The following is a 24,549-nucleotide window of genomic DNA, read 5'->3' as shown; positions in this document are numbered from 1 at the left end:
CGACGCGCGTAATGAATACATGATGGTCGACGCCACCGTCGCCCGGGCGCATCAGCACGGCGCCCCCCCGTAAAAGGGGGGCAAGCCATCGGACGATCCCGGGGCGGGCTGACCACCAAAAGCCATGCCCGATTTGACAGACGGCTCAAGGACGACCTTCCGCCAGGCTGATCCCTCGGACCTGCCGACCCAACCATCAGCATGCGGTGACATTCACCGCCAATCCGCCCAGCGACGTTTCCTTGTATTTGCTCATCATGTCTCGGCCAGTGTCGCGCATCGTGCGGATGGCATCGTCCAACGAAACACGGTGCGCGCCATCGCCGCAGAGTGCCAGCCGCGCGGCATTGACCGCCTTTACCGCCGCCAGGGCGTTGCGTTCGATGCAGGGAATCTGCACCAGGCCCGCGACCGGGTCGCAGGTCAGGCCCAGATGATGTTCCAGCGCGATTTCGGCCGCGTTCTCGATCTGCGCGTTACTGCCGCCCAATACTGCCGCGAACCCCGCCGCCGCCATGGCGCACGCCGATCCGACCTCTCCCTGGCACCCCACCTCGGCCCCGGAAATCGAGGCATTGGTTTTGATAATCGTGCCGATGGCCGCCGCCGTCAGAAGAAATACCCCGACTCCCGCGTCCGAGGCATCGGGCACGAAATGTTGATAATAATGCAGAACGGCGGGCACGATGCCTGCCGCTCCGTTCGTCGGCGCGGTGACCACCCGGCCCCCAGCGGCATTTTCCTCGCTGACCGACAGGGCATAGAGATTGATCCATTCCATGCCGCCCAGGCCATCGGGTACATTCGGCAGAGATCGCTGGACCAGCCGCGCATGAAGCTGCGCCGCGCGCCTGCGCACACGCAGGCCGCCCGGCAATTCGATCTCCTGCGACGTCAGGCCACGCGCGACGCATGCCTTCATGGTCGTCCAGATCGTGTCCAGCACCTGCTGTATCGCGGCCGGACTGGCGTCGGCGCATTCATTCGCCATCTGGATCTGGGCGATCGTCAGGCCGTGCCGATGCCCCATCTCAAGAAGCGCCGTCGCTGTCCCGAAGGGATAAGGCACGGCCGCCGGCGCACCGGCGGCAGGCTGGCCAGCTTCGATCACCGTGCCGCCACCGATCGAGCAATAGGTCCGGCGGATCGTCCTGCAGTCGCCCCAGGCCTCGAACACCAGCGTGTTGGGATGAAGCGGGCATTCCCCATCGAGATCGGCCACGATATCAATCCGGGGATCGAAAGGTATCCGATGTCCGCCCGGCAGCCCGAGTTCATGCGTTTCCGCCACGTGCGCGCACAGTTGGGGTACGCAATCCGGATCGACGGTATCCGGAAGATGGCCCATCAGCCCCAACAGCACCGCGCGGCCCGTCGCGTGTCCCTGTCCGGTCAGGGCAAGCGACCCCATAAGCCGGACCCGTATCCCCGCAGGAATGAAATCACAAGGCAATTCCTTCACGAAACGCGCGGCGGCGATCATGGGGCCCACCGTATGTGAGCTTGACGGCCCGATGCCGATCCGGAAAAGGTCGGAAAGACCGGTCCGGACCGGCCGTTCGAAATGCAACATGCGATGCGATCCATCCTGCCCGCGCCAGCTAGACCCATTCGTCCGATCGCAATCAAGATTGGATTCGGCAACTGTCGTTTCACGCAGGGCAACACGGGCCGATGGAACAATCGTTGCATAATGCGTTCTGGTGGGTGACGGACGAACCTGCTAGGTTTCTTCGATTCCGTAAGGACTGAAACCCAGGGATTTCAAGACCTCACATGGATAGGAACAGATTGGATCGTGGCCTGGATGCCCGGTTTCTGCTGTGCATGACCGAGGTTATCCGTCACGGATCGGTCCGGGAAGCCGCCCGTGCGCTCGGCCTTCCGGCCTCGCTGATCAGTCGCAGGATCTCCGACGTGGAAATCCGCTATGGGGTGCCGCTGTTCGAGCGCCTGCCGCGCGGGATCATTCCGACCGAAGCCGGACTGGCCATCGCGGAATATGCCCGCCAGCAGATCGACGAAACGCAGAAAATCGTCGATTACCTGTCGAACCGCAAGGCCCACCGCGTCAATCAGATCAGCATCCATTGCGGCGACGGTTTCGTCGAGGATCTGATGGAAACCGTCATGATGCCCTTCTCGGACCTTCATCCCGACACGCGCGTCCGCATCACGGTTGGAAGCACGGACGAAATCAGGCAGGCGGTGATCGACGGCACGTCGGATATCGGCCTGTCCTACAACATGGAGGATTTCAACGGGGTCAGTTCGATCGTCAGCACCCATAAACCCCTGTTCGCCATCCTGTCGTCGCGCGACATCACCGACAGCACCCACCGCCTGACGATCGACGACATCGTGGGCCGCAAGCTGGCGTTGCCGACATCCAGTCATGGGATCAGGAAACTGCTGAAGAATATAGAGCTGAATCACGGCATCCACATCTTTCCCGAGATGGAATCCAATTCCTTCCGACTTCTGAAGACCTTCGTCATGTCCGGGCGTGGCATCACCTTCATGCCGCGCTTCGCGGTCCGGGCCGAGATCGACCAGGGCCGCCTGGTCGCGATTCCGATCGAAAGCCATCTGTGCGAACAGGCCTCGGTTCACCTGTTCGTGCGGTCGCAGCGCACGATGTCCGTGACGATGCGGCGGCTGATCAATTTCATGAAGGATAATCTGGAATCCCTGTCCCCGGGGGCGACACGCCTCCGGGAACAGGTGGTACGCCTCAATTCCGGCGCCTGAACGACACGACCAGCGCCAGGACGGACATCACGAGCGCAACGAGACTGATCCCGGTTGCGGCCATTGCGTTACCCGGCAGCGCAACGCCCCGCGGCGCGGCGGCGGTAACGCTTTCCTCCTCGGCCGCATCGCCCCCGGCGACCTGGCGCGAGAAGGCGGCGAAGAACGCATCGATCTTCTCGCTGGCGACGCCGTTGATGATGCGGCCACCCACAACCGCCATCTTGCCGCCGATTTCGAAATTGCTTTCGTAAGTCAGTGTCGTCTGCTCCCCTTTCGGGGTCAGTTCGACCCGGGTCTCGCCCCGGGCGAAACCCGCGGCCCCGCCCTGCCCCCGGCCGGAGATGACATAGCCCCGGCCCGGCACGATATCCCTGATCTCGATCTTGCCGCCAAAACGCGCGAAGATCGGCCCGACCCTGGCTTCGACCGCCACCGCGTACTCGTCAGGCCCCGTGGATTCGAAGAGCGTGCATCCCGGAATGCTCTTCAGCAGCACGGATGGATCGTTCAACCCGGCCCATACCGCATCCATGGATGCGGGGACATCGAACTGCCCTTGCAGATTCATGCTTTCTCTCCTTCGGCGGGCTGGTACAGCCGCGCCAGCGCCTGGGTTCCCAACCCCTCCGCGCCCTGCGCCGCCAGACGGCGGTACAGGCCCCGTGCCAGGGCCGTGGCCGGCAGATCCATGCCCAGCTTGTCGGCCTCGGCCAAGGCCAGGCCCAGATCCTTGACGAAATGCCGAACATAGAAATCGGCGACATAATCGCCCGCGACGATCCGAGGCCCCATATGTTTCAGCAGGAAGCCCCCGGCCGCGCCGCCGCCCAGGGTGTCCAGGACGCATGCCATGTCCAGCCCGGCGCGCGCGGCCACGGACAGGCCTTCGCACACACCCATCATCGTGCCGGCAATGACAATCTGGTTGCAGATCTTGGCCTGCTGGCCAGCACCCGGACCGCCGAAGCGCGCGATCGTGCTGCCGATACGCGACAGCAGGCCCCGCATTGCGTCGAACGCGGCGACATCGCCGCCCACCATGACCGACAACATGCCCGCCCGCGCCCCCGGCACGCCACCGGAAACCGGTGCATCGAGGATCGCCACGCCGCGTTGCGCCCCGACCGCGGCGATACGTCCGGCAAGGTCGGGGCTGGAGGTCGTAAGGTCCAGGAAGATCTGTCCCGGCCGCGCATGGGCAAGCAATCCGTCGGGGCCGAGATAGATCGCCTCGACATCCTCGGGGTAGCCGAGCATCGTGAAGACGATGTCGGATGCCGATGCGATGCCCGCGGGGCCGTCGGCCCAGGACGCGCCACGATCCAGGAGAGGACCCGCGCCGGCGCGCGTGCGTGTGTGCACCGCCATCGCAACCGCGCCGTCCATCAGCCGTCCGGCGATCGGCAACCCCATCTGTCCCAGGCCGATAAAGCCGATCCGGGGCGTTTCGGATATCATTTTTCCAGTATCCTCAGTGCTGTGATATGGCATGGCCGTGGATCAGCCCATGCAGATAGACCGGGCTGAGCGGCAGTCGGCTGGCCCTGACGCCCAGCGGCGCCAGGGCATCGTTGACGGCGTTGGCGACGGCGCCGATGGCCCCCATCACCCCGCCTTCCGCCATGCCTTTCAGGCCCAGCGGCGTGCGTGATCCAGGTGTCGCCTTTTCGTGAATGCGGATCATCGGAATGTCGCAGGCGGTGGCGATCGCATAGTCGCCCAGCGTGCTGGACAGATTCTGCCCCGCCGCGTCGTACACCATGTTTTCCAGCACCGTCCCGCTGATGCCCATGGCCACCGCGCCGATCTGCTGTCCGCGCACGATCAGCGGGTTGATGACCGCGCCGCAATTCTCCACCACCACGTAATCGGTGATCGTGAGCTGTCCGGTATGACGGTCGATGACGACCCGGCATGCATGGGTCGAATTGGAAAACGTCATCGGGGGCGGATCGAACGTGCGGTAGAACTCCAGGCCCGGACGGGTCCCTTCCGGAAGGGCCAGCGGATCGAAATAGGCCAGGCGCGCAATGTCGGCGATTCCGACGCCCGCATGCCGCCAGGCGCCGTCGACCAGCTTTTCCACCCTCCCGTCGATCATCCGCAGGTTCCGCGCCGTATTCAGGCCCAGCATATGCGCCGCGATGTGCAACAGATGTTCCTGTCCCATCCGCGCGCATTCGTACAAGGCGCCGCCACCCGCCGTGCCGCCGCGTCCCCCCCGGCTGCCCATGCCGTAGGGCGCCGCGTCGGTATGGCCCAGCCGGATCGCCACCCCGTCGGGCGAAACCCCCAGCCCATCCCCCACGACCTGCGCGAACGCGGTTTCATAGCCATGGCCCGACGCCGCCAACCCGACCGAGCCCGTCACCGTCCCGTCCGGTTCCACGATGATCCGCGCGGCCTCATGCCCCGATCCGCCAATGCCGGAATTCTTGTAGAACCGTGATCCATAGGTCGTGGATTCCACGACGTTGCAGATGCCGCAGCCATGAAGCGTATCCGCATCCGCCCGGAGACGGGCATGGCCGATATGCTCCAGCGCGGCTTCCATCGTCTCGTCTATATTGACGTCCAGCAGCGTTTCTCCGCCCGGCATGTCATAGGGCAGTTGTGCTGCGGACAGCATGTTGCGCCGCCGGATCTCGATCGGGTCCAGCCCGCTTTCGCGCGCCAGCGCGTCCAGCGTGCCGTCCATCACCCAGCTTGCGATCGCCATCGGCGCGCGCATCGGCCCGACACCGCATTTGTTCGTCAGCGCCACCGTCAGGTCATAGCGATAATGATCGACCCGGTACTGTCCCGTCAGGATGATGCCCACCACCTCGGCGATGTAATTGGCGGGATAGAAACAATAGGCCCCGAAATCCTCGACGATATCCAGCGTCAGCGCCAGGATGCGCCCGTCGGCGTCGGCCATGATCCGGGTGCGGCACCATTGTTCCCGCGCGTGGCAGGAGGCCTGGAGGTTTTCCAGCCGGTCTTCGTTCCAGCGTATCGGGGTGCCCAGCCTGCGCGCCAGGGCGCAGATAATCAGTTCCTCGCGGTACAAGGCGATCTTCTGGCCGAAACTGCCCCCGACATCGGGGGATTCGACCGTGACCTGTCCATCCCGCAGACCCATCCGCCGGACCAGTTGCGTGCGCAACGGATGGGGCACCTGCGACCCCGTCACCAGGGTCAGATGTTCCCGCCCCTGGTCCCAACTGGCGATGCAGCCCCGGGTTTCGAGCGGCACGTGCGACTGGCGCTGCTGGTGGAATTCGGTCTCGACGACGAACGCCGCGTCGCGCTCCTGGTCGTCAGGCCGGCCATGGGTATGGACGCGATGGACCACACGGTTGGACGCCAGGCGATCGTCCACCTTCGGCGCATCGTCGGCCAGCGCCACGAACATGTCAGTAACGGCCGGCAGGATTTCGTACTCGACCTCGACGCGCTCGGCCGCCTCCTCCGCCAGATATCGGTCGTCCGCGATGACGCAGGCTACCAGATCCCCCTGAAAGCGGATCTTCCGCGTCGGCAGCACCTCGAATCGCGTCGGCACCAGTCCGGGGATGGGCGGGCTGACGACCGCATCCGCGACCTCCCCCACTAGGTCGGCGCCGGTCACGACCGCATGCACGCCCGCCAGTTCCAGCGCCGCCCGGACGTCGATCGACACGATCCGCGCATGGGCGTGGGGGGAGCGGACAAACGCGGCGTGGCGCACACCGGGCATGCGAATGTCATCAACATATCGTCCCCGGCCCTGCAACAGGCGCCCATCTTCCCGCCGCAGCATCGGACGTCCGACATAGCCGTCGGGGATATCGCGGGTCATCGTCCGCATTCCGTCGCGGCGACCGACAGCACGGCCTCGACGATGTTCTGATAACCGGTGCACCGGCACAGATTCCCCGTCAGCAGGTCCCGCACGGCGGCGGGCGTGGGGTCGGTCGCCTCTTTCAGCCAGGCCGACAGCGTGACCAGGAAGCCGGGCGTGCAGAATCCGCATTGCAGGGCGTGCCGTTCATGAAACGCCTGCTGCAGCGCCTGCGTCACCGGATCGTCGCGCAGGCCTTCCAATGTCGTAATCTCATGCCCCTCCATCTGGATCGCGAAGGTCAGGCAGGCGCGCGCCGGCCGGTCGTCCACCAGAACGGTGCAGGCGCCGCACACGCCCTGTTCGCAGCCGACATGCGTGGCGGTCAGCCCCACGACATCGCGCAGCACGTCCGACAGCAGGTAATGCGGCGCGATCTCCACGTCGTGCACCTGTCCGTTGACCGTAAGTGTGACACGGGTCTTCATGCGGGTTCTCCTGCCCGGGGCGCCAGCGCGCGGGTGACGCACAGCGTCGCACAACGCCGCACGACCGCCGACAGATAGGCCGCCGGCGCCTTGGCCGTATCCTCCAGCGGCAGGATAGCGGCGACATGCCCGGCAATCGCCGCCGGCAGCCCGGCATCCGGTCCAGCCCCCAGGAACCCGTCCAGTTCGCGATCCAGCACGACCGGACGCAGCCCGCCCGCCGCAATGACCAGCGTGAGGGTCGCCACCCCGCCCCGCGCGTCCGCCGTCAGCGCCACGGCGCAGGCCGCCAGCGGGAACCCGCCATGATTGAGGTGAAATATCTCGGCCTCCATCCGGCATCCGGGCGGCGGAATCGGAAACAGCACCGACCGCACGATCTCGTCGTCCTCCAGCGCGCAGTTGAGTGGCGACAGATACAATGCGCGATAGGGGACGCTCCGCTCGCCCCGCGTCGAGCGCAGCACCAGCGTCGCGTCGCACAGCATCGCGGCCAGCGGAAAATGGGCGGACGGGTCCGCCAGCGTCAGGCTGCCGCCGATGGTCCCGCGCTGGCGGATGGCGTGATAGCCGATCATGGACGCCATGCCCGCCACCAGCGGATGGTGCCGCCGGACCAACGGATGGGTGGCGATGCGATGATGACGCACCATCGCCCCGATCCGCAACATGCCATCGCGCGCATGGACATGGTCCAGTTCAACCAGATCATTGATATCGATCAGGTTTCCCGGCCGCGACAGACGCAGGTTGAGCATCGGCACCAGGCTTTGGCCGCCCGCCAGGATGACGCCGTCACCGCGCAGGTCCGCCTTCAGGCGCAACAGATGGTCCAGGGACTGCGCCCGGTGATAGGCGAAAGGCGCCGGTTTCATCCGGGGCCGCCGAACGGATTGCCAGCAACGTTCATATCATCCCCCATCGTGGCGCACGGATCCGTGCCGCACCGTACACCCGGATCCGTCCGTTCAGAAACCGGTCGTGACCGAGGCCACCGCGGCAAATCCGCCCCCGATGGTATAAAGCGGCCCCGACGCCTGGATCACCTGGCCATGCCGCCCCATGGTCGGCTTGGCGTTGCTGCCGACGCTGTAGAGGCCGGACAGCCAGTTATTGGCGCCGATATTCATGAAATTAAGCTGAAGTTGAGGATGTTTTGCAAATCCGATGCTTCCGAAACGGTATCCCATGGAGATATTCGCCGTCTCGTAGGCCGGAATCTTCTGGTCGTCCATGAACGTCGAGTACTGCGAACTGACGTAATTGAAGGTAAAATTCCCGAACAGGGCGCCATCGTCATATGTCAGCCCCACCGCGGTGGTGAATTTCGGGCTCTGGATCGCGATCTTGCCCGCGGTCGGCAGCACATCGCCGCCGGTTTTGTAGTCACTGTCCATCGTCGCATGCAGATACTGGGCCGACACATAAGGGCTGAAATGATGCCACGGCCGCAGCCCCAGTTCGACCTGGGCGCCGCGAATCGTCTTTCCGCCCGCGTCCAGCACCGTGGGGATCGGCACCTGGTCGATGAAAGTGGTCGACTGAACCTGGTAATTGACCATGTTGTAGTTGAACAGCGCCAGGGCCACATTGACCAGACCGTGATGGCGATAGCCGATTTCCTCGCCGATCGAATATTCGCCCTTCAGGCGGTTGACGACGGTCGTCGGCCCCGGCTTGGCCGTCGAGAACATCTGCGCGTAGGCTTGCAGCGATTGCGGCGCGCGATAGGCCGTGGTGGCGTTGATGAAGATCTGGTCCTTCGGCGTCATCATGTAGCTGACCGAAAATTGCGGCAGCGGCTGCGCGTAGCTGCCCCCGGTCTTGTAGTTCGCACCAGGGATCGCGTTCGTCAGGTGACGCGACAGCATCATCTCCTTGAACCCCGCATTGATCGTCAGCCTGTCGTTCAGCAGCTTCAGCGTATCGTCGAAATAGACCGCATTCATCTGCTGCCAGATATTCAGGTCCAGTGTCTTGTAGGTCTGGCCATCCGGCAGCTTGACCGGATAGGCGCCCCACTGGTTGGGGATGCGCCCCTGATAGTCGGCCAAGGTGTAGAGGATCGGCTCTTCCATCGACATGTAGGAATAGACGTCCCCGATGCGGAACGTATTGGCGCCATGGGTCCATGTCAGGACCGTGGACAGCGTTCCCGTGCGCTGCGGCACCGGATTGACGTATTTCGCCGTCGCAATGCCGTTTGTGGTATAAGGCAGGTTGAGGTTGCCCGCCGGCTGCGACCCGAAATAGCTGTTGGTGTTGCTGAACGTCGTGCCCGCGCCGTAATATTCCAGGTAATGCAGATAGGACGGCGTCGCGTCCAGGCTCAGTTCCTTGCTGAGGCGCAGATGCACCGGCGCCATGACCATGTATGTCCGTCGATCATAGGTATAGAATTTATAGTAATTGACATCGCCCGGGCTATATTTCCCGTCATAATTGAAGGAAGGTCCGAATTCCTTCCATTGCTGCAATGTCGCTGGACGATAGCGATTGGTATCGTTGTTGTCGTAGGAGAAGATGGCCGAAACGCTGTTGTCGCGTCCCCATTCCTTGGTCGCCTTGGCGTCGACATGCATTTTCGACTGCGTGCCCATGCCGCGCCACTGATCCATCGTGGCGGATGAGAACGAGACGAAACCCTTCACGCCCGTATGCCCGATATAGCCGCTGTCCAGGCGGCCGAATTCGCGCTGCAACGCCTTGGACCCGTAGCTGAGATTGACCAGGCCGCCCATATGCTCCGCCGGGTCGCGCAGCTTCATGGTGATCAGGCCGCCGACATCGCCATACAACGGCGCGGTGATGTCCGGCGCCCCCTGGGACAGGGTGACCGATTGCAGGTTTTCGGTATCGACCGCGTTTTCGGTATAGGGAATGTAGGTCAGCGAGTCATTCAGGGCGACCCCTTCATAGACCACGCCGATCTCGGTCTGGTTCAGGCCGCGGATCGAGATATTGTCGCTGGACGCCCCCAGCGGGTCGGTACTGGTGGAGACGACGCCCGGCAGGTTGGCCAATAGCGCGGTGGTGTTCGAGGTCGGGCTCTGCCGCGCGATATAATCACGGGTCAGCCCGCTTTGCGATCGTGCCGCGGTCTGCGGCGGCATCAGGCCGCCGCCTGGCGTGGTGTTGGTGATGCCCAGCGTGTTATTGATGCCGGCATTGACGACAATGTCCTCGCCCCGGGACCGGACCGGTGTTCCGCGGGCGGGCATCGCACGCGCGGGAAAGACATGCGCCGGGCCGGTCGTCGGCTTGCGGGCGGCAGGGGCGGGTGCAATGCCGACGGTTCCCTGCGCCAGGGCCGTGGACCCGGCCAGGTGCGCCGCCACCATGACGGAACCCATAACGGAACATTGTGCCTTGGATATCTTCATGAGCCTCGTCCTCCACCGCACCGCCGGATCATGAGAGATCGACGGATTTCAAAAAAATACTTTCCTGGAAAGTGATATGTCCGACGATCTTCCTGTTGAAGGCCTGCCACGCGGGGTCGGCAGCCAGCTTCGCGCGCTGCTGTTCGCGGTGGTGGTAGCTCTCGTAGGACCATATGAAGAGAATCGAATTCAGGACGCCGCTCTCATGCGTCCAGCACCCGACCAGGGTGGCGTAGCGACTGATGATCGGATATCCCTCGGCCCGGTACAAGGCCAGGAAATCCTGCGCGCCCCCAGTCGTTACGCGATAGGTTCTTTTCTCGCACAGCATGCCGCCGCTCCTGTCGCTTCGTCACGAAGTCCGTCGCCCGTCCACACCGGATTTTTCAAATCCCATGCAAATATCCAGAATGGATCTCTCGCATTTTCGCAACTGGTCGATGTCGATCCATTCGTCGGGCCTGTGCGCCTGGGCGATGTTTCCCGGTCCGCAGATGACGGTCGGGACACCGCATCCCTGGTAGACACCGGCCTCGGTCGCGTAGCTGACGCCGCCGCGCGCGGCCGTTCCGATCGTGCGGCATATCCAGGCCGCCAGATCCTGATTGTCGTCATTCTGCAGCGTCGGGTACCAGCCCTCGATCCTGACATCGACGCCGCATTCCCGGCCGTTGCGGCGGGTGCCCGGAATAAGGTCGGCTTCGATGAAATGCTGCATGTCCCGCAGGCGGGCATGCAGGTCGTCGCCTGGAATGCCCCGCCATTCGACCTCGAACACCGCACGGTCGGGGATGATATTGACCGAGGTTCCCCCGTTGATGCGTCCGACATTGATCGTCGAGAAGGGCGGCGAGAAATCCTCGTCGCGACGTTCCGCCGTCCGCAACCGCTCTGCCTGGTCGTCCAGCCAGCAGACGACGCGGCACGCGGCGCTGATCGCGTTCACGCCGCCATCGGGATCGCTGGAATGTCCGGACCGGCCGCTGATGGTGACGGTGGCGACCAGCTTGCTCTTCTGCGCCATGACCACGTCCATGCCGGTCGGTTCCCCGACGATGCAGACATCCGGCAGGCAATTGCGCGCCGCCATGTCCTTCATCAGCAGATGGGCGCTCTCGGCGTTCACCTCCTCGTCGTAGGTCAGAAGGATATGAACCGGAAAATCTAAATTCTGTTTTATTATTTCAGGAATCGCGGCCAGGCAGCAGGCGACGAAACCCTTCATGTCCACCGCCCCCCGCCCCTGAAGGCGCTGTCCGATCCGTCCAAGCCGGAACGGGTCGGACGTCCATGCCTGCCCTTCCGCCGGAACGGTATCGACATGTCCGGCGAAGGCGATGCCGCCCCCGGCCTCGACATCGCCGATCACGATCCGCAGGGCTTCCTTGCCCTCGGTCGGATGACGCAACGTTTCCACCTGCGCCTTGTTGGCCATGGCGTACTCACGGATGAAAGCCATAAGGTCGAGGTTGGAAAGTGAACTTCGCGTATTGAACGATACTATTTTATCGAGGATTTCTACTGAATCCATTTCTTCCTCATTCGGAAACAGACAAAATAATCCTACAGATTTATTTTGACACCTGTGCTTTTTTGATATCGAAATCATTCGTTGTCGCGGGCTGCAAAAGCAAGTTCTATTTCGATAACGACTGTTGCGATTTCGAATCATGGAACGGGGCGTGATCGACGCTTGCCGGGCGACGATCTACCGGAAATCCCGCGACGCGATGACCAGCGGCGTACCCGACCTCAGATCCGTCCGGCCAATGTCGCGCAGCAGCGCCGTCAGATCTTCCAACCGGTCGGTGACCACATGCGTCACCTCCCCTTCGCGTTGCAGCTTGCCGTGGCAGGCCACCAGGCGGGCCGACAGCACAAGCTGGCGTTGCGCGGCGATGCGATCCTGCCACAGGATCAGGTTGGCCATCGCGGTTTCGTCCTCGATCGTCATGAACATCACGCCCCGTGCGGTGCCGGGCCGCTGGCGCATCAGCACCAGCCCGGCCACGACGACGCGGCATCCGTCGCGCAGCCGGCGCAGGTCGGCGCAGGCCACCATGCCGCGCGCCTGCAACGCATCGCGCAGGAACGCGACGGGATGGCGGCGCAGGGTCAGGCCGGTGGCGTGATAATCCTCGACGACGTCCTGCCCCTCGGTCATCGGCGCCAGCCAGACATCGGGCTCGACGAATTCGGGCAGCGGACGGTTGCGGCCCTTGTCCGCCGCCGCGAACAGCGGCAGGGGTGTGTCCGCCAGCCCCCTGATATCCCACAGGGCGGCGCGCCGATCCCGGCCCAGGGCCTGGAAGGCGTCGGCCTGGGCCAGGCATTCCAGCGCATCGGGCCGCAGGCCCGCGCGACGCCACACATCGTCGAGGCTCTCGTACGGCGGCATGCGGTGGGCTACCAGATCGGCCGCGTCCCGATTGGACAGGCCCTTGACCATCCGCAGGCCCAGGCGCACGGCCAGCCCCGCCGCGCCTTCCCGTCGTTCCAGCGTACACTCCCAGCGCGACGCATTGACGCAGACCGGACGGATGCACACGCCATGCGCCCGCGCGTCGCGCACGATCTGCGCCGGGCGGTAGAAGCCCATCGGCTGGCTGTTCAGCAGGGCCGCGCAGAACACGTCCGGATAATGGCATTTCACCCACGATGAGGCATAGGCGACCAGGGCGAAGGACGCCGCATGGCTTTCCGGAAAGCCGTACGATCCGAATCCTTCCAGTTGACGAAAGATACGTTCGGCGAACTCCGCCGGATAATGCCGCGCCGTCATGCCGGCAATCAGCCGCTCGCGGAAATAGGACACCGTGCCCTCGCCCCGGAAGGTGCCCATGGCGCGGCGCAGTTCGTCGGCCTCGCCGGGGGTGAAGCCGGCGCAGTCAATGGCGATCTGCATCGCCTGTTCCTGGAACAGCGGGACACCCAACGTCTTTTTCAGGATCTTCTCCATCTCCGGGGTCGGGTAGTCCACTTTCTCCTTCCCCTCGCGCCGCAGCAGGTAGGGGTGGACCATGTCCCCCTGGATCGGGCCGGGGCGCACGATGGCGACCTGCACCACCAGATCGTAGAATTCCCGAGGCCTGAGGCGCGGCAGCATGGCCATCTGCGCCCGGCTTTCGATCTGGAAGGTGCCGATGGTGTCGGCGCGGCGGATCATCGCATAGGTGGGCGCGTCATCATGGGGAATGCCGGCCAGGCTCAGGCGCAAACCGTGATGGTCCTCCAGCAGGTCGAACGCGCGGCGCATGCAGCCCAGCATGCCCAGGCCCAGCACATCGACCTTCATGAAGCGCAACGCGTCGATATCGTCCTTGTCCCAGACGATGATCTGCCGGTCTTCCATCGCCGCCGGCTGGATGGGCACCAGATCGTCCAGCCGGTCGCGGGTCAGCACGAACCCGCCCGGATGGGTGCCCAACTGGCGGGGAAAGCCGATCAGTTCGCCCGCCAGTTGCAGGGTCAGCAGCAGGCGGCGATCCTGCAGGTTGAGGCCGAGTTCCCGCGCCCGGTCATGAAACGCGCCCTCGTCGAAGGACATGCCGCCCAGATGCGTCGACAGCAGGCCGGTGACATCGGCGGGCAGGCCCATCACCTTGCCCACGTCGCGCAGCGCGCCGCGCGCGCGATAGCGCATGACGGTGGCGCACAGCGCCGCGCGGTCGCGGCCATACCGCCGGTAGATCCACTGGATGACCTCCTCGCGCCGGTCGCTTTCGAAATCGACGTCGATATCGGGCGGTTCCCGCCGTTCGGCCGACAGGAAGCGTTCGAACAGCAGGTTCGACGTCGCGGGGTCGATCTCGGTAATGCGCAGCACATAGCAGACGGCCGAATTGGCGGCCGATCCCCGCCCCTGGCAGACGATGCCCTGCGCGCGCGCCTGGCGGACAATGGTGTGCACCGTCAGGAAATAAGGCGCGTATTCCAGCCGGCGGATCAGGTCCAGTTCGTATTCCACCTGCGCCCGCACCCCGTCCGGCACGCCGGCGGGATAGCGGTCGCGCAGGGCGGCACGGGCCAGACGGTCCAGCCGGTCCTGCGGGGCCTCGGCCGGATCGTCGCTTTCCGCCGGATATTGGTAGCGCAGATCGGCCGGCGAGAACCCGCAGCGCGCCGCGATCTCGGCCGTGCGGGCCAGTGCTGCGGGATGATCGGCATACAGCCGCGCCATCTCGGCCGGCGATTTCAGGTGCTGGTCGGCATAGGGTTCGCGCCGGCCGCCCAGCAGATCGACCGTGCAGCCCACACGGATGCAGGTCAGGACATCCTGCAACACCGACCGTTCGGGCACATGGTACAGCACATCGCCCATCACCACGTCGGACACGCCGGCCGCCCGCGCCATGTCCACCAGGCGATGCAGCCGCACGGCATCGCCGGGCCGTCGGCGCAGGGTCAGGGCCATGTAGCCCCGGTTGGTCGTCTCGGCGCCGCAGAGGCCGTGCAGCCACGCCAGGTCCCGCGCCAGGGCATCGTCCGGCTGGTCGGGCAGCAGGACCAGGATCAGCCCGTCGCTTCCCTGGACCAGATCCGCGCGCCGCAGGCCCGGATCCCGATCGTCGCGTTCCCGCTTCGCCTCGGTCAGCAGGCGGCACAGGCGTCCCCACGCGGCGCGATCGGTCGGATAGGCCAGCAGCGACGGCCCATCCACCAGGTCCAGCCGGCATCCCACGACCAGCCGCACCCCATGTTTTTCGGCAGCCGTCCACGCCTGCACGATGCCGGCCACGCTGTTATGGTCCACAATGCCCAGCGCCGCGTATCCCAACGTCTTCGCCCGGGCAAACAGTTCCTCGGGATGGCTGGCCCCGCGCAGGAACGCGTAGTTCGTGATCGCCTGCAATTCGACATAGCCTGTCACGGCCGGTCCCCGTAGCAGGCGTGCTCAAACGGGCTTTCAGAAAAAGCCATGCAGGAACCAGCCCTGATCGCCCGACCAGGCATGCTGCCCGTCTCCCCGGCGGAACAGCCAGAAGCGCCGGCCATCGCGGTCCTCGACGATCCAGTACTCGCGCACCCGGTCGTTGTCGGCGTCGGTTGCGGGCCGCCACCACTCGCCCAGGATCCGTTCCGGCCCGTCGGCCCGCGCGACCTCGTGCCGCGACCGGCGCCAGGTGAAGGCATGCGGCGGATGATCGGGCAGCAGGGCCGTCACCCGCACCGGTTCCGGCGCCGGCAGCAGGCGGATGGGACGCGGCCAGTCGGCCGACCAGATCCCGCCCGCGCCGGCACGGTCGGCCGGCATGCGGCGCTGGCGGCGTTCGGGCACATGGGTCGCCACGGGGGTCAGGCGAAAGACCCGCTCCGGCCCCAGGCGGTTGACCAGACGATCGACCAGCACCGACAGGTCCGCATCGTCCCCTCTGTGACCGCTCCCCATCCGGGCGCCGTCATCCTGGACCGGCCCGCATCGTTCGGCCGCCGTGACGGCCAGTCGCATCGCCTCGACCCCGAAACCCGGTTCCACGCTTTCGATCCGTTCCGCCAGCAGGCGGCCCAGATGCGCCGGATTGTGCACCGCCCGCGCCGTGCCCACCCGGACCGACCGCGTCGTCCCGTCCACCCGTTCGAAGACCAGATCCAGCCGCCGCGCGCCCTCGCCCCGCCGATGCAGCGCCGCACAGACCTCGGCGACCAAGGCGTCGATCACCATGCGAAAGGCGTCGGGCGTGGAAATCGGTTCGACAAAGCCGCGCCGGGCCTGGACGATGTCCGGCGCCAGGACCGGCCGGATCGGTTCCGCCACCCGCCCCAGCATCTGGTCCAGCCGCGTCAGCAGCAACGGCCCGAACCGGCGGGCCAGCGGCGCGCGGGGTGCGGCGCGCACCGCGCCGATCCGCCCCAGGCCCAGCCGGTGCAACATGTCGGCCGTGTCGCCCGCAATCCGCAGGGCTTCGACCGGCAGGGAATCGAACATCGTCTCCGGTGCGCCCGCCGGCAGCACCGTCCGGCGCGACCGACCGTGCCGGGCCAGGGCATGGGCCGCCCCCGGCGTGTCGGCGATCGCCACCCGGCCGGACAGGCCCAGTCGCCCCAGGTCGTCCAGCAACCGGCCCAGCATCGCATGCTCGCCCCCATGCAGGTGCGCGCAGCCGGACGCGTCGATCCAGATCCCGTCCACCCCGTCGGGCGCGGTCAGCGGCGACATCCACAGGCACCTGCCGGCCAGCCGCGCCAGATCGGCGGCATCCCGATCCGGTTGCGCCTCCAGCACCTGCAGGTCGGGGACCAGCGCCTGCGCCTGCGCCAGGGGCTGGCCGGGCACGACCCCCTGGGCGCGGGCCGCCGGGTCGGCGGCGGCGATCACCTGCCGGCGCCCGTCATGCGACCGCGTGACAAGCGGCCGGTCCGGCGACAGGGCATGCCGTCGCCGCAGCCGCTCGACCGGCAGGAACGGCAGCCATAACGAGACGATCCGGCGCATCCCCCACCTCCACGATCCATGAGCCGGGCCGCCCGCCCCGATACCGCAGCAGATCCATCGACCAACGCGCCGCGCCTACGCCCCGCATTCCGGGAGACCCCGCGATGGGGGCGGGCGACGGCAGGGCGGCGATGCGCCAGCGGGTGGCGCTGGCGGTCGGCTGGAACAGGGTGCGATCGTTCGGCCGCCGCGACCGGCGGATCAGGAAACAGGTGGCGCCCGAGCCCTCGGCCGCCAGTTGCAGGCGGCGCGACGCCGTCAGCGACAGCGCGCCCTCCAGTTCCGCCACCACTGCCGCAACGCCGCAGGCCCGCACCGAATCCTCGCAGACCGCCAGGACGTCGTCCCGCCCCGCCGTGACGCACAGCAGACGACCGGGATCGACTCCGGCGCGGACCAGCCCGTCCGCATGCAGGTCGAACAGGCCGGCCCCGATCCAGACCACGGGGCCGCCGCCCACCCCCAGGACATGGGCGACGAACCGCGCCGGCAGGACCGCCAGCGCCATGTCCCCACCCTGGCCGATGACCTCATGCGCCGCGCCGCGCGGCAGGCCGCCTTGCAGATGCCGGTCGATCTCGGGCACCGCCAGCCCCCAGGGTATCGGACCGGCGTCCCACCCGGCGTCGGGCGCAAGGCGGGAAGTATGCCGCTCCATCCGGGCGATCTGCCCGCGCAGACGGGCCAGCATGTCGGTTCGGTCCGTTCTCGTCATTTCCCCCTCCGGGATTGGAACATATAGAGAACAAATAAGCGGAAGGAAAGCGGAAACCCGCGCCAGGGCAAAAGGTCGGGCCGCGCCCGAACCCGGCAAGGGCCTCGGCTCTGGCATCCCATTCGTTTTATGAAGTTCTTATTTTCCAAAGGGCTATGCCCTTTGGCGGGCGATTATACGCTTTGCAAATACGGCGAGTTACGACCCAAGTGCACCATCAGTCGCCCAATCCAAGCCTCGGCACGTGCTGGTCATTTCCTGAAAGCCGACAGCCACCTTCCATTTATGAGGGCGGCCTCTATGCTTGGCCTATGCTGCTTATCCTCGGAACAGTTCGTCTTCCCGCACAAAATCTGGTGGCCGCCCGTCCCGTTATGAGGCTTATGGCGGAAGCAAGTCGGGCCGAAGAAGGTTGCGTTGAATATGGCTACGCCGAGGACGTTTTCGATCCGGGGCTGATCCACGTCAAAGAGTTATGGACGGATCAGTCTGCACTTGATCGGCACTTTGCGTCGCGGCACATCAAGGAATGGCGGGCGGCCTGGCCATCCCTCGGTATCCGAGATCGCAACTTGCGCGTGTATGATGTTGGCGAGTCCCGTCCGACCTGATCCATCTGCGTGATTGTTTGCTTCCAGACCGAAGCCGAACCGGCAGCGCCAGGGCCTTCGGCCACCCTATTTCACAGGTCCGCAGCGCTTCTGAAAGCGGCGATAGCCCCGGCGGCCGCTGAAAGTCAGCAGCGGCAGGGACAGACGCAGCACGCCGGGCAGCAGCAGGCAGAGATTGGCGAACAGGCCGTCCAGCGGGGGCAGGAACACCTCGCGCCGGGGCCGGCGGCAGACCGCGACGATGCGCCGCGCCACATCGGCAGGGGCGGCAGGCTGGCTGACGAAATTGAGGACGGACCCGCCTTCCGCCATTTCCCGCCGCAGCATCGGCGTGTCGACCGCCCCGGGGAAGACGGACGACACGCGGATGCCGCGCGGGCGCAAATCCAGCGCCAGCGACAGGGCATAGCCGCGCAGCCCGAACTTGGTCGCGGCATAGACCCCGCTGCCTTGCAGGGGCATCGCGCCGGCCATGGAATTGACGAACACGACATGACCGCCGCGCGGCATGCTTTCCAGCAGGCGGGAGGTCAGCAGGATCGGGGCCGTCAGGTTCACGGCGATCTGCCGCGCCACGCCGTCGCCGCACAGGCCATCACCCTGGCCCGGGCTGATGACCCCCGCGCAATGAATCAGCAGCATGACCGGCTCGCCGGCCGCCACGATGTCGGCCGCCGCCTGGGCGATGGACTCCATCCGGGTCAGATCGCAAGCTACGGTCGCGACATGCGCGCCCCACGCGGGGCCGCCGGGTGAAACACCCGGCGATGTGGCTTCCCCGCGCGCCAGGATCGTCACGCGATAGCCGGCCCCCACCAGCAGGGCGACGATTTCGCGCCCGATTCCACCGGTCGCCCCGGTCACGACAGCCAGAGGGCGCGATTCCGGTCGTTCAGAGGTGCTCACATCATGCTTCCTGGCTGTTCCCTGGCGGGTTCCGCATCCCCCCGGGCAGGGTCTCGGATAAGGCGATATGCGGCAGAACGACCGTACAGCGCAAACCGGGCCGGTTGTCCGACAGGGTGATCGTTCCGCCATGCAGGCGCGCGATCGCGCGGACCAGGCTCAACCCCAGGCCGCTGCCGGGCACCGAGCGGCTGCGGTCGAGGCGTACGAAACGGTGGAAGACCCGTTCGCGGCTGTCGGCGGGAATGCCGGCCCCGTTATCGGCCACGACCAGCGTCACCCGGTCGCCATCCACCCCGCCGTCAATGGTGATCCGGCTGCCGTTTGGCGTGTGGTTGATGGCATTTTCCACCAGGTTGGACAGCATCTGCATCAGCAGCACCGGATCGCCGTCGACCGTCCCGGACACCGGCCCGACGATCAGGGCCTGATGCCGGTCCTCGGCCGCCGGGCGATAGAGTTCGGCGACCTGCGCCGTCAGGGTGTCGAGGGCGACCGGCACCATCGTGTCGGTCGCGATCCCGCCCTCGATCCGTGACAGGCGCAGAAGCGAGGAAAAGATCTCCAGCGCCAGATCGAGCTCGACGACCGCATCGTCGATCGCCGCGCGAAAGCCGTCGGACGTATGCTCGGCAAGGGACGCGGTCTCCAGCCGCTGGCGCAGGTGCGACAGCGGACGGCGCATGTCGTGCGCGATATCGTTGGACACCTGCCGCAGGCTGGCGATCAGCCTTTCGTTCTGTTCAAGCATCGCATTCAGGCTGTGGGCGAGATGGTCGAACTCGTCGTCCGTCCCCTGATAGGGAATCCGCTGCGAGATATCGCCGCTCATGATCCGGCGGGCGGTCACGCTGATCGTTTCGATCCGCCGCAGGATCACGGCGCTCAGGATCAGGCCGCCGCCGATGCCCAGGACGCAGAAGCCACACAGGCTCCAGATCATGATCGCCCGGATATCGTGCCGCAGCCGGCGCAGCGGGGAGGCATCGATGCCCACGAAGAAATAGCCGCCATCCGCCAGCACGACCCCTTCGCCATAGACCGGGATGTCGTTCGCCCCAAAGGGCAGCCGGTGCGCCCAGGACAGCCAGCGGCCGCCGGACACCGGACGAAGATGCAGCATGTTGCCGGCCAGGATCGCGCCGGAGGCATCTTGCAGCAGATAGAAGAAAGCGGGTTCGTTCCGGACCAGGTTCCGGATCACGGGCAGCATGTGCCCGATATCCTGCCTCCCGGCCGCCGACAGGACCTCCGCCCGTTCGGCGGTGACGGCGTGGCGGATCTGGCCTTGCAGCGAGCGCTGACTGTGCAGGCCCGACAGCAGGATGACCAGCATGCCCGACAGCATCAGGAAACCCGCGAACAGAATGACGATCCGGAACGAGAGACTGGAAACGACCCTGGCGATCGCGGCGGCCCGCCCCCTAGCCGGTGGGAATGCTGCCAAGATCGCTGTCCCTCATGACATAGCCCGCGCCCCGGATGGTCTGGATCAATTGCCGGCCGTCATGCCCCAGCTTGTCGCGCAGGCGGCTGATATGGGTTTCGACGATATTCGTGCGGACGGGGAAATCCACGTTCCACGCATAATGCAGCAACATCTGGCGCGAAAGGATCGTCTCGGGATTTCGCATGAAATATTCGAGAATTTTTACTTCCTGCGGTTGAAGCAGGATCTTCTCGCCATCGCGGGTGACCTCCCGCCTCAGAAGATCGAGCACGATCCCCGCCACCCGCAGGGCGGTCACATGCCGCATCGGGCCGACCCGGCGCAGCAGGACGGCGATGCGCGCCGCCAGTTCCCGCACGGCGAACGGCTTGACCAGATAATCGTCGGCCCCGCCGCGCAATCCGCCGACGCGACTGCTGACCCCATCCATCGTCGTCAGGAAGATGATCGGAGCGCGGCTGCCGGCTTCGCGCAGGCGGGTCAGGATGGACAGGCCGTCCATGCCCGGCAGCATCCGGTCCAGCACGATCACATCCCATTCCCGGCCGAGGGCCATGGACAGGCCATCGGTCCCGTTGTCGGCGATCGTGACGGCGATCCCCTCATGCGCCAGGCCGTCGCGGACATAGGCGGCGGTATCGGGATCGTCCTCGACCAGCAGCAGGCGGGTCGTTGCACCGATGCCCGTCATGATCTCACACCCGACACGATCCGGGTTCTCCCTTCCATTAGGGGCCGGCCCGACGGCCCATGGCCCATGACAGTGACGCCGACGATAGAAGGCACCCGCCCCCCACGAAAGGGCGGGTGCGGCAGATTGGGAGGTTTTAACCTGCTTTCCGCAGGACCGGGCCCCATCATGGCGTCAACGGTCCACCGTCGCCCCCGCGACATGCGCCCGGCTACGGAAGTGATGCATGCTCATCTGGTGCCTGATCCTTGCCGCTTCGGTTTTCGCCTTCGGCCTCAGTACCGTATCGGGCGGCGGCGCGGGACTGATCCTGATGCCGCTGCTGGGGCTGGTCGTGCCGGGGGCGCAGGTACCCGCCGCCCTGTCGATCGGCACGGCGGCCAGTTCGCTGGCCCGCATCGCCACGTTCCGTCGCTCCATCCGCTGGGCGGTGGTCTGGCGTTTCGCCCCCGCCGCCCTGCCCTTCGCAGCGCTGGGCGCCTGGGGGCTGAGCCGCATGAATCCGGCCTATCTGGATGTGCTGCTGGGCCTGTTCCTGATGGGCAACCTGCCGCTTCTGTTCCGCGCGCCGGCACCGGTTTCCCACCAGCCCATGCGGCTGGCCCGACTGGTCGCAACGGGGGCGGCGGCCGGGTTCCTGTCCGGCTTCACCGGGGCGGTGGGGCTGGTCTTCAACGGGTTCTATCGCCGCCTGGGCCTGCGCAAGGAGGAAATCGTCGCGACCCGGGCCGCGAACGAGATCCTGCTGCACCTGATGAAGCTGGGCCTGTACGCCGGCTTCGGGCTGTTAACGCCCCGGGCGATGACCGTCGGGCTGGCGGTGGCGATGGCGGCAATCCTGTCGTCGGTGCTGATGCGCCACATCCTGCCGCGCCTGCACGACCATCTGTTCCGCCATATCGGCCATGCCGCGACGGTGGCCGCCGGTATCGCGATGCTGGCCCTGGCCGGCGGCCAGATCATCCGGCAGGACGGCATGAGCCTGCGCTACGGGCGGGAGGCGTCCCAGTTCGAGGCCGCGCTGTCGTGGCGGCAGCATGTCTTTTCGGTCGCGCTGGAACATCACGACGAAATCGAACTGAGCCATAGGGTCCGCACCGTCGCCACCGGCCCGGGCGGCCCGATGGGAAACCCGACCTATATCCTCCATCTCTCGCCCCGTACGGGCATCCGTCCCGATAGCCGCATCTGACCGACGAGCCCGGCATCCCGCACCGAAGATTGCACAGACACCCCGCGCCCATTAGGCATGCGGGACCCCTGTCCTGAGGATCTTCATGGCTCTTTCAACGTCCCCGTCGTCGCGACACACCTCCCGCCGCGCGTCCTTCGCGGTCGTCCTGGCCATCGAATTGTGGGAACGGTTCGGCTATTACGGCATGCAGGCCGTCCTGCTGCTGTTCATGGTGCAGCATCTCGGCGTCGAGGACACCCAGGCCAACCTGCTGATGGGGGCGTTCGCCGCGATGACCTACGCCCTGCCCGCGCTGGGCGGATGGCTGGGCGACAGGGTCCTGGGCTCGCGCCGCGCGATGCTGCTGGGCGCGATGACGCTGACCGGCGGCTACGCGCTGCTGGCGCTGGCCACGACGCGGCACGAGTTGCTGACCTTCGCCATGGCGATCATCGCGACCGCGAACGGGCTGTTCAAGCCCAATGCCGCCAATCTGGTCCGCCGGATCTATCACGGCGACGACGCCGAACTGGATGCGGCATTCACGCTGTACTACATGGCGGTCAATGTCGGCTCCACGGTCTCGACGCTTCTGACGCCATGGTTGCAGGACCGGTTCGGGCCCGCGGCGGCGTTCGGGGCGTGCGCGGCCGGGGTCTTCCTGGGCCTGTGCTTCTACGCGTTGCGCCGGGCGCATCTGGCGTCCGTCGGCTCGGTGCCCGATTTCAGGCCGGTTCCGATGGCGCGGTACGGGGCGGTCCTGCTGGGGATCGCCGCCGCGATCGGGGGGTTGAGCCTGCTGTTGCAGCATGGCCCCCTGGCACGGGACGCCGTCTGGGCGGCCGCCGCACTTGTCCTGTTGTGCTGGACGATGATGTATCTCCGCGCCGCGCCCACCGACCGGCCGGGCCTGCGCCTGGCGTACCTGCTATCCCTCCAGGGCATGTCCTATTTCGTCTTCTACCAGCAGATGGCGACGTCGCTGACCCTGTTCGCCCTGCGCGCCGTACGCGGCGCGTTCACGCTGGGCGGCGTGACGCTGTTCAGCATGTCCGCCGGGCAGTTCCAGGCCCTCAACCCCATCTGGATCATGCTGGCCAGCCCGGTGCTGGCCTTGCTCTATCACCGCCTGGCGCAGTCCGGGCGCGACCTGTCGATCGCGCAAAAATTCACCGTGGGGTTCGGCCTGGTGACCGTGGCCTTCATCATCTGGTGGCTGGCGGCGCTGGCCGGCGGCGCGGGGCGGGTGACGCCCTGGGTGATGGTCCTGGCGTACGGCACGCTGTCGCTGGGCGAATTGCTGGTCGGCGGGCTGGGGCTGGCGGTCATCGCCCGTTATGTGCCCGCGCCCGTCAGCGCCTTCATGATGGGGTCGTATTTCCTGGCGGTAGGTGTCGCCATGTATGTCGGCAGCATGATGGCCAACCTGGCGGCGGCGGGCGGAAACGCCGCCGCGTCCGGCGCCATGGCGGGGGCGGGGTTGTATGCCGGCCTGTTCCTGCGCCTGGCCGAGGCGGCGGGAGGCATCACCGTGCTGTTCGCGCTGCTGCTGCCGCTGGCGCGGAAATGGGACCGCCAGCACCTGGTGGCGCATCCCCTTCCCGGCGCCTGAACCCCGTGTCGCCCGTCTTCCCCCCTGCGCCCGAAAGGAACCCGCCCGTGAGCCACCCTCCCGCCTCGCCCGACCGGGTCACGCCCGCCGACCTGCTGTCCGCCGTCGAGGCGGTCGTGCGGGACGAGGCGGACCTGATCGCCAACACCGCCAACATCGCGGCCCTGCTGTTCGAGGCGCTGCCCACCCTCAACTGGGCCGGCTTCTATTTCCTGCGGGACGGGCAACTGGTGCTGGGTCCGTTCCAGGGGCGGATCGCCTGCACCCGCATCGCCATGGGCCGGGGCGTCTGCGGCACCGCCGCGGCGCAGCGCCGCACGATCGTGGTTCCCGACGTGCATCTGTTCCCGGGCCATATTGCCTGCGACGCGGCGTCCGAGTCCGAAATCGTGGTGCCCATCGTGGCGGGGGAAACCCTGGTGGGGGTGCTGGATATCGACAGCCCGGTCAAAAACCGCTTCTCGCCCGCCGATCAATCCCTGCTGGAAGGCGTGGTCGCTCTCCTGGTCCGGACCCTTCCCGCCTGA

General features: G+C 66.2%; 20 protein-coding genes and 1 pseudogene. 6 read left to right on the top strand and 15 right to left on the bottom strand.

What is annotated here, in order from left to right:
* Nucleotide 1: 1 nt before the first annotated feature.
* Nucleotides 2–138, top strand: a pseudogene (locus tag HLH34_RS19315) (IS5/IS1182 family transposase); the annotation flags it as partial.
* A gap of 58 nt (nt 139–196) precedes the next feature.
* On the opposite strand, the gene HLH34_RS03160 reads toward HLH34_RS19315, so the two are convergent.
* Nucleotides 197–1,573, bottom strand: a complete 1,377-nt coding sequence (locus tag HLH34_RS03160; protein ID WP_183118154.1) for an L-serine ammonia-lyase — start codon at nt 1,571–1,573, stop codon at nt 197–199.
* Between the two features lie 254 nt (nt 1,574–1,827).
* Between HLH34_RS03160 and HLH34_RS03155 the strand changes: the two genes are divergently transcribed.
* Nucleotides 1,828–2,751: a LysR family transcriptional regulator gene (locus HLH34_RS03155; protein ID WP_183118153.1), complete on the top strand. Its 924-nt coding sequence runs from the start codon at nt 1,828–1,830 to the stop codon at nt 2,749–2,751.
* Here the strand turns inward: HLH34_RS03155 and HLH34_RS03150 are convergent.
* The 11 genes from HLH34_RS03150 to HLH34_RS03100 form a co-directional block, all read right to left on the bottom strand.
* On the bottom strand, nt 2,735–3,322 hold the full coding sequence (locus HLH34_RS03150; RefSeq protein ID WP_183118152.1) for a CoxG family protein: 588 nt from the start codon (nt 3,320–3,322) through the stop codon (nt 2,735–2,737). The genes HLH34_RS03155 and HLH34_RS03150 overlap by 17 nt on opposite strands.
* The gene (locus HLH34_RS03145) at nt 3,319–4,212 is read right to left on the bottom strand and encodes an NAD(P)-dependent oxidoreductase (protein WP_183118151.1); all 894 of its coding nucleotides are present in this window, start codon (nt 4,210–4,212) and stop codon (nt 3,319–3,321) included. Before HLH34_RS03145 ends, HLH34_RS03150 begins: the two co-directional genes overlap by 4 nt.
* A 13-nt stretch (nt 4,213–4,225) precedes the next feature.
* Entirely contained in the window at nt 4,226–6,577 is a 2,352-nt protein-coding gene (locus HLH34_RS03140) for a xanthine dehydrogenase family protein molybdopterin-binding subunit (protein ID WP_183118150.1), read from the bottom strand.
* The gene (locus HLH34_RS03135) at nt 6,574–7,047 is read right to left on the bottom strand and encodes a (2Fe-2S)-binding protein (protein ID WP_183118149.1); all 474 of its coding nucleotides are present in this window, start codon (nt 7,045–7,047) and stop codon (nt 6,574–6,576) included. The genes HLH34_RS03140 and HLH34_RS03135 overlap by 4 nt, the downstream gene beginning before the upstream one ends.
* Nucleotides 7,044–7,922, bottom strand: a complete 879-nt coding sequence (locus HLH34_RS03130; protein ID WP_183118148.1) for an FAD binding domain-containing protein — start codon at nt 7,920–7,922, stop codon at nt 7,044–7,046. Before HLH34_RS03130 ends, HLH34_RS03135 begins: the two co-directional genes overlap by 4 nt.
* Before the next feature lie 93 nt (nt 7,923–8,015).
* Nucleotides 8,016–10,430 carry a TonB-dependent receptor gene (locus HLH34_RS03125; protein ID WP_183118147.1) on the bottom strand — a complete coding sequence of 805 codons (2,415 nt, stop codon included), beginning with the start codon at nt 10,428–10,430 and terminating at the stop codon, nt 8,016–8,018.
* 28 nt (nt 10,431–10,458) lie between these two features.
* Nucleotides 10,459–10,761: an NIPSNAP family protein gene (locus HLH34_RS03120; protein WP_183118146.1), complete on the bottom strand. Its 303-nt coding sequence runs from the start codon at nt 10,759–10,761 to the stop codon at nt 10,459–10,461.
* 21 nt (nt 10,762–10,782) lie between these two features.
* Nucleotides 10,783–11,961 (bottom strand): acetylornithine deacetylase, encoded by a 1,179-nt coding sequence (argE, locus tag HLH34_RS03115; RefSeq protein ID WP_183118145.1) that lies wholly within the window; start codon nt 11,959–11,961, stop codon nt 10,783–10,785.
* A 177-nt stretch (nt 11,962–12,138) separates the two neighbouring features.
* Nucleotides 12,139–15,300 carry an error-prone DNA polymerase gene (locus tag HLH34_RS03110; protein WP_183118144.1) on the bottom strand — a complete coding sequence of 1,054 codons (3,162 nt, stop codon included), beginning with the start codon at nt 15,298–15,300 and terminating at the stop codon, nt 12,139–12,141.
* Between the two features lie 36 nt (nt 15,301–15,336).
* Nucleotides 15,337–16,863: a Y-family DNA polymerase gene (locus HLH34_RS03105; RefSeq protein WP_183118143.1), complete on the bottom strand. Its 1,527-nt coding sequence runs from the start codon at nt 16,861–16,863 to the stop codon at nt 15,337–15,339.
* A complete protein-coding gene (locus HLH34_RS03100; protein ID WP_220792017.1) occupies nt 16,760–17,578 on the bottom strand; it encodes an ImuA family protein in 819 nt (272 codons plus the stop codon). Before HLH34_RS03100 ends, HLH34_RS03105 begins: the two co-directional genes overlap by 104 nt.
* A gap of 311 nt (nt 17,579–17,889) precedes the next feature.
* Between HLH34_RS03100 and HLH34_RS03095 the strand changes: the two genes are divergently transcribed.
* The gene (locus HLH34_RS03095) at nt 17,890–18,189 is read left to right on the top strand and encodes a putative quinol monooxygenase (protein ID WP_183118141.1); all 300 of its coding nucleotides are present in this window, start codon (nt 17,890–17,892) and stop codon (nt 18,187–18,189) included.
* Between the two features lie 66 nt (nt 18,190–18,255).
* On the opposite strand, the gene HLH34_RS03090 is transcribed toward HLH34_RS03095, so the two are convergent.
* The 3 genes from HLH34_RS03090 to HLH34_RS03080 are packed head-to-tail and all read right to left on the bottom strand — an operon-like array spanning nt 18,256 to nt 21,236.
* Nucleotides 18,256–19,095, bottom strand: coding sequence for an SDR family NAD(P)-dependent oxidoreductase (locus tag HLH34_RS03090; RefSeq protein ID WP_183118316.1), 840 nt, complete (start codon nt 19,093–19,095; stop codon nt 18,256–18,258).
* A 1-nt stretch (nt 19,096) separates the two neighbouring features.
* Complete coding sequence (locus HLH34_RS03085; RefSeq protein ID WP_244959583.1) at nt 19,097–20,542, bottom strand: sensor histidine kinase; 1,446 nt, start codon at nt 20,540–20,542, stop codon at nt 19,097–19,099.
* Nucleotides 20,520–21,236 (bottom strand): response regulator transcription factor, encoded by a 717-nt coding sequence (locus tag HLH34_RS03080; protein WP_183118140.1) that lies wholly within the window; start codon nt 21,234–21,236, stop codon nt 20,520–20,522. The genes HLH34_RS03085 and HLH34_RS03080 overlap by 23 nt, the downstream gene beginning before the upstream one ends.
* A 226-nt stretch (nt 21,237–21,462) precedes the next feature.
* Here HLH34_RS03080 and HLH34_RS03075 point away from each other — a divergent pair, with 226 nt between their 5' ends.
* The 3 genes from HLH34_RS03075 to HLH34_RS03065 all read left to right on the top strand — a co-directional run bounded on the left by HLH34_RS03075 (nt 21,463) and on the right by HLH34_RS03065 (nt 24,549).
* Entirely contained in the window at nt 21,463–22,428 is a 966-nt protein-coding gene (locus HLH34_RS03075; RefSeq protein ID WP_183118139.1) for a sulfite exporter TauE/SafE family protein, read from the top strand.
* A gap of 85 nt (nt 22,429–22,513) precedes the next feature.
* Nucleotides 22,514–24,022, top strand: a complete 1,509-nt coding sequence (locus HLH34_RS03070; protein ID WP_183118138.1) for a peptide MFS transporter — start codon at nt 22,514–22,516, stop codon at nt 24,020–24,022.
* Between the two features lie 47 nt (nt 24,023–24,069).
* Entirely contained in the window at nt 24,070–24,549 is a 480-nt protein-coding gene (locus tag HLH34_RS03065) for a GAF domain-containing protein (RefSeq protein ID WP_264784138.1), read from the top strand.

The organism is Gluconacetobacter azotocaptans, from assembly GCF_014174355.1.
Lineage (GTDB): Bacteria > Pseudomonadota > Alphaproteobacteria > Acetobacterales > Acetobacteraceae > Gluconacetobacter > Gluconacetobacter azotocaptans.
Note: the sequence above shows the minus strand (reverse complement) of the source record. Positions and strands in the feature narration are given on the sequence as shown.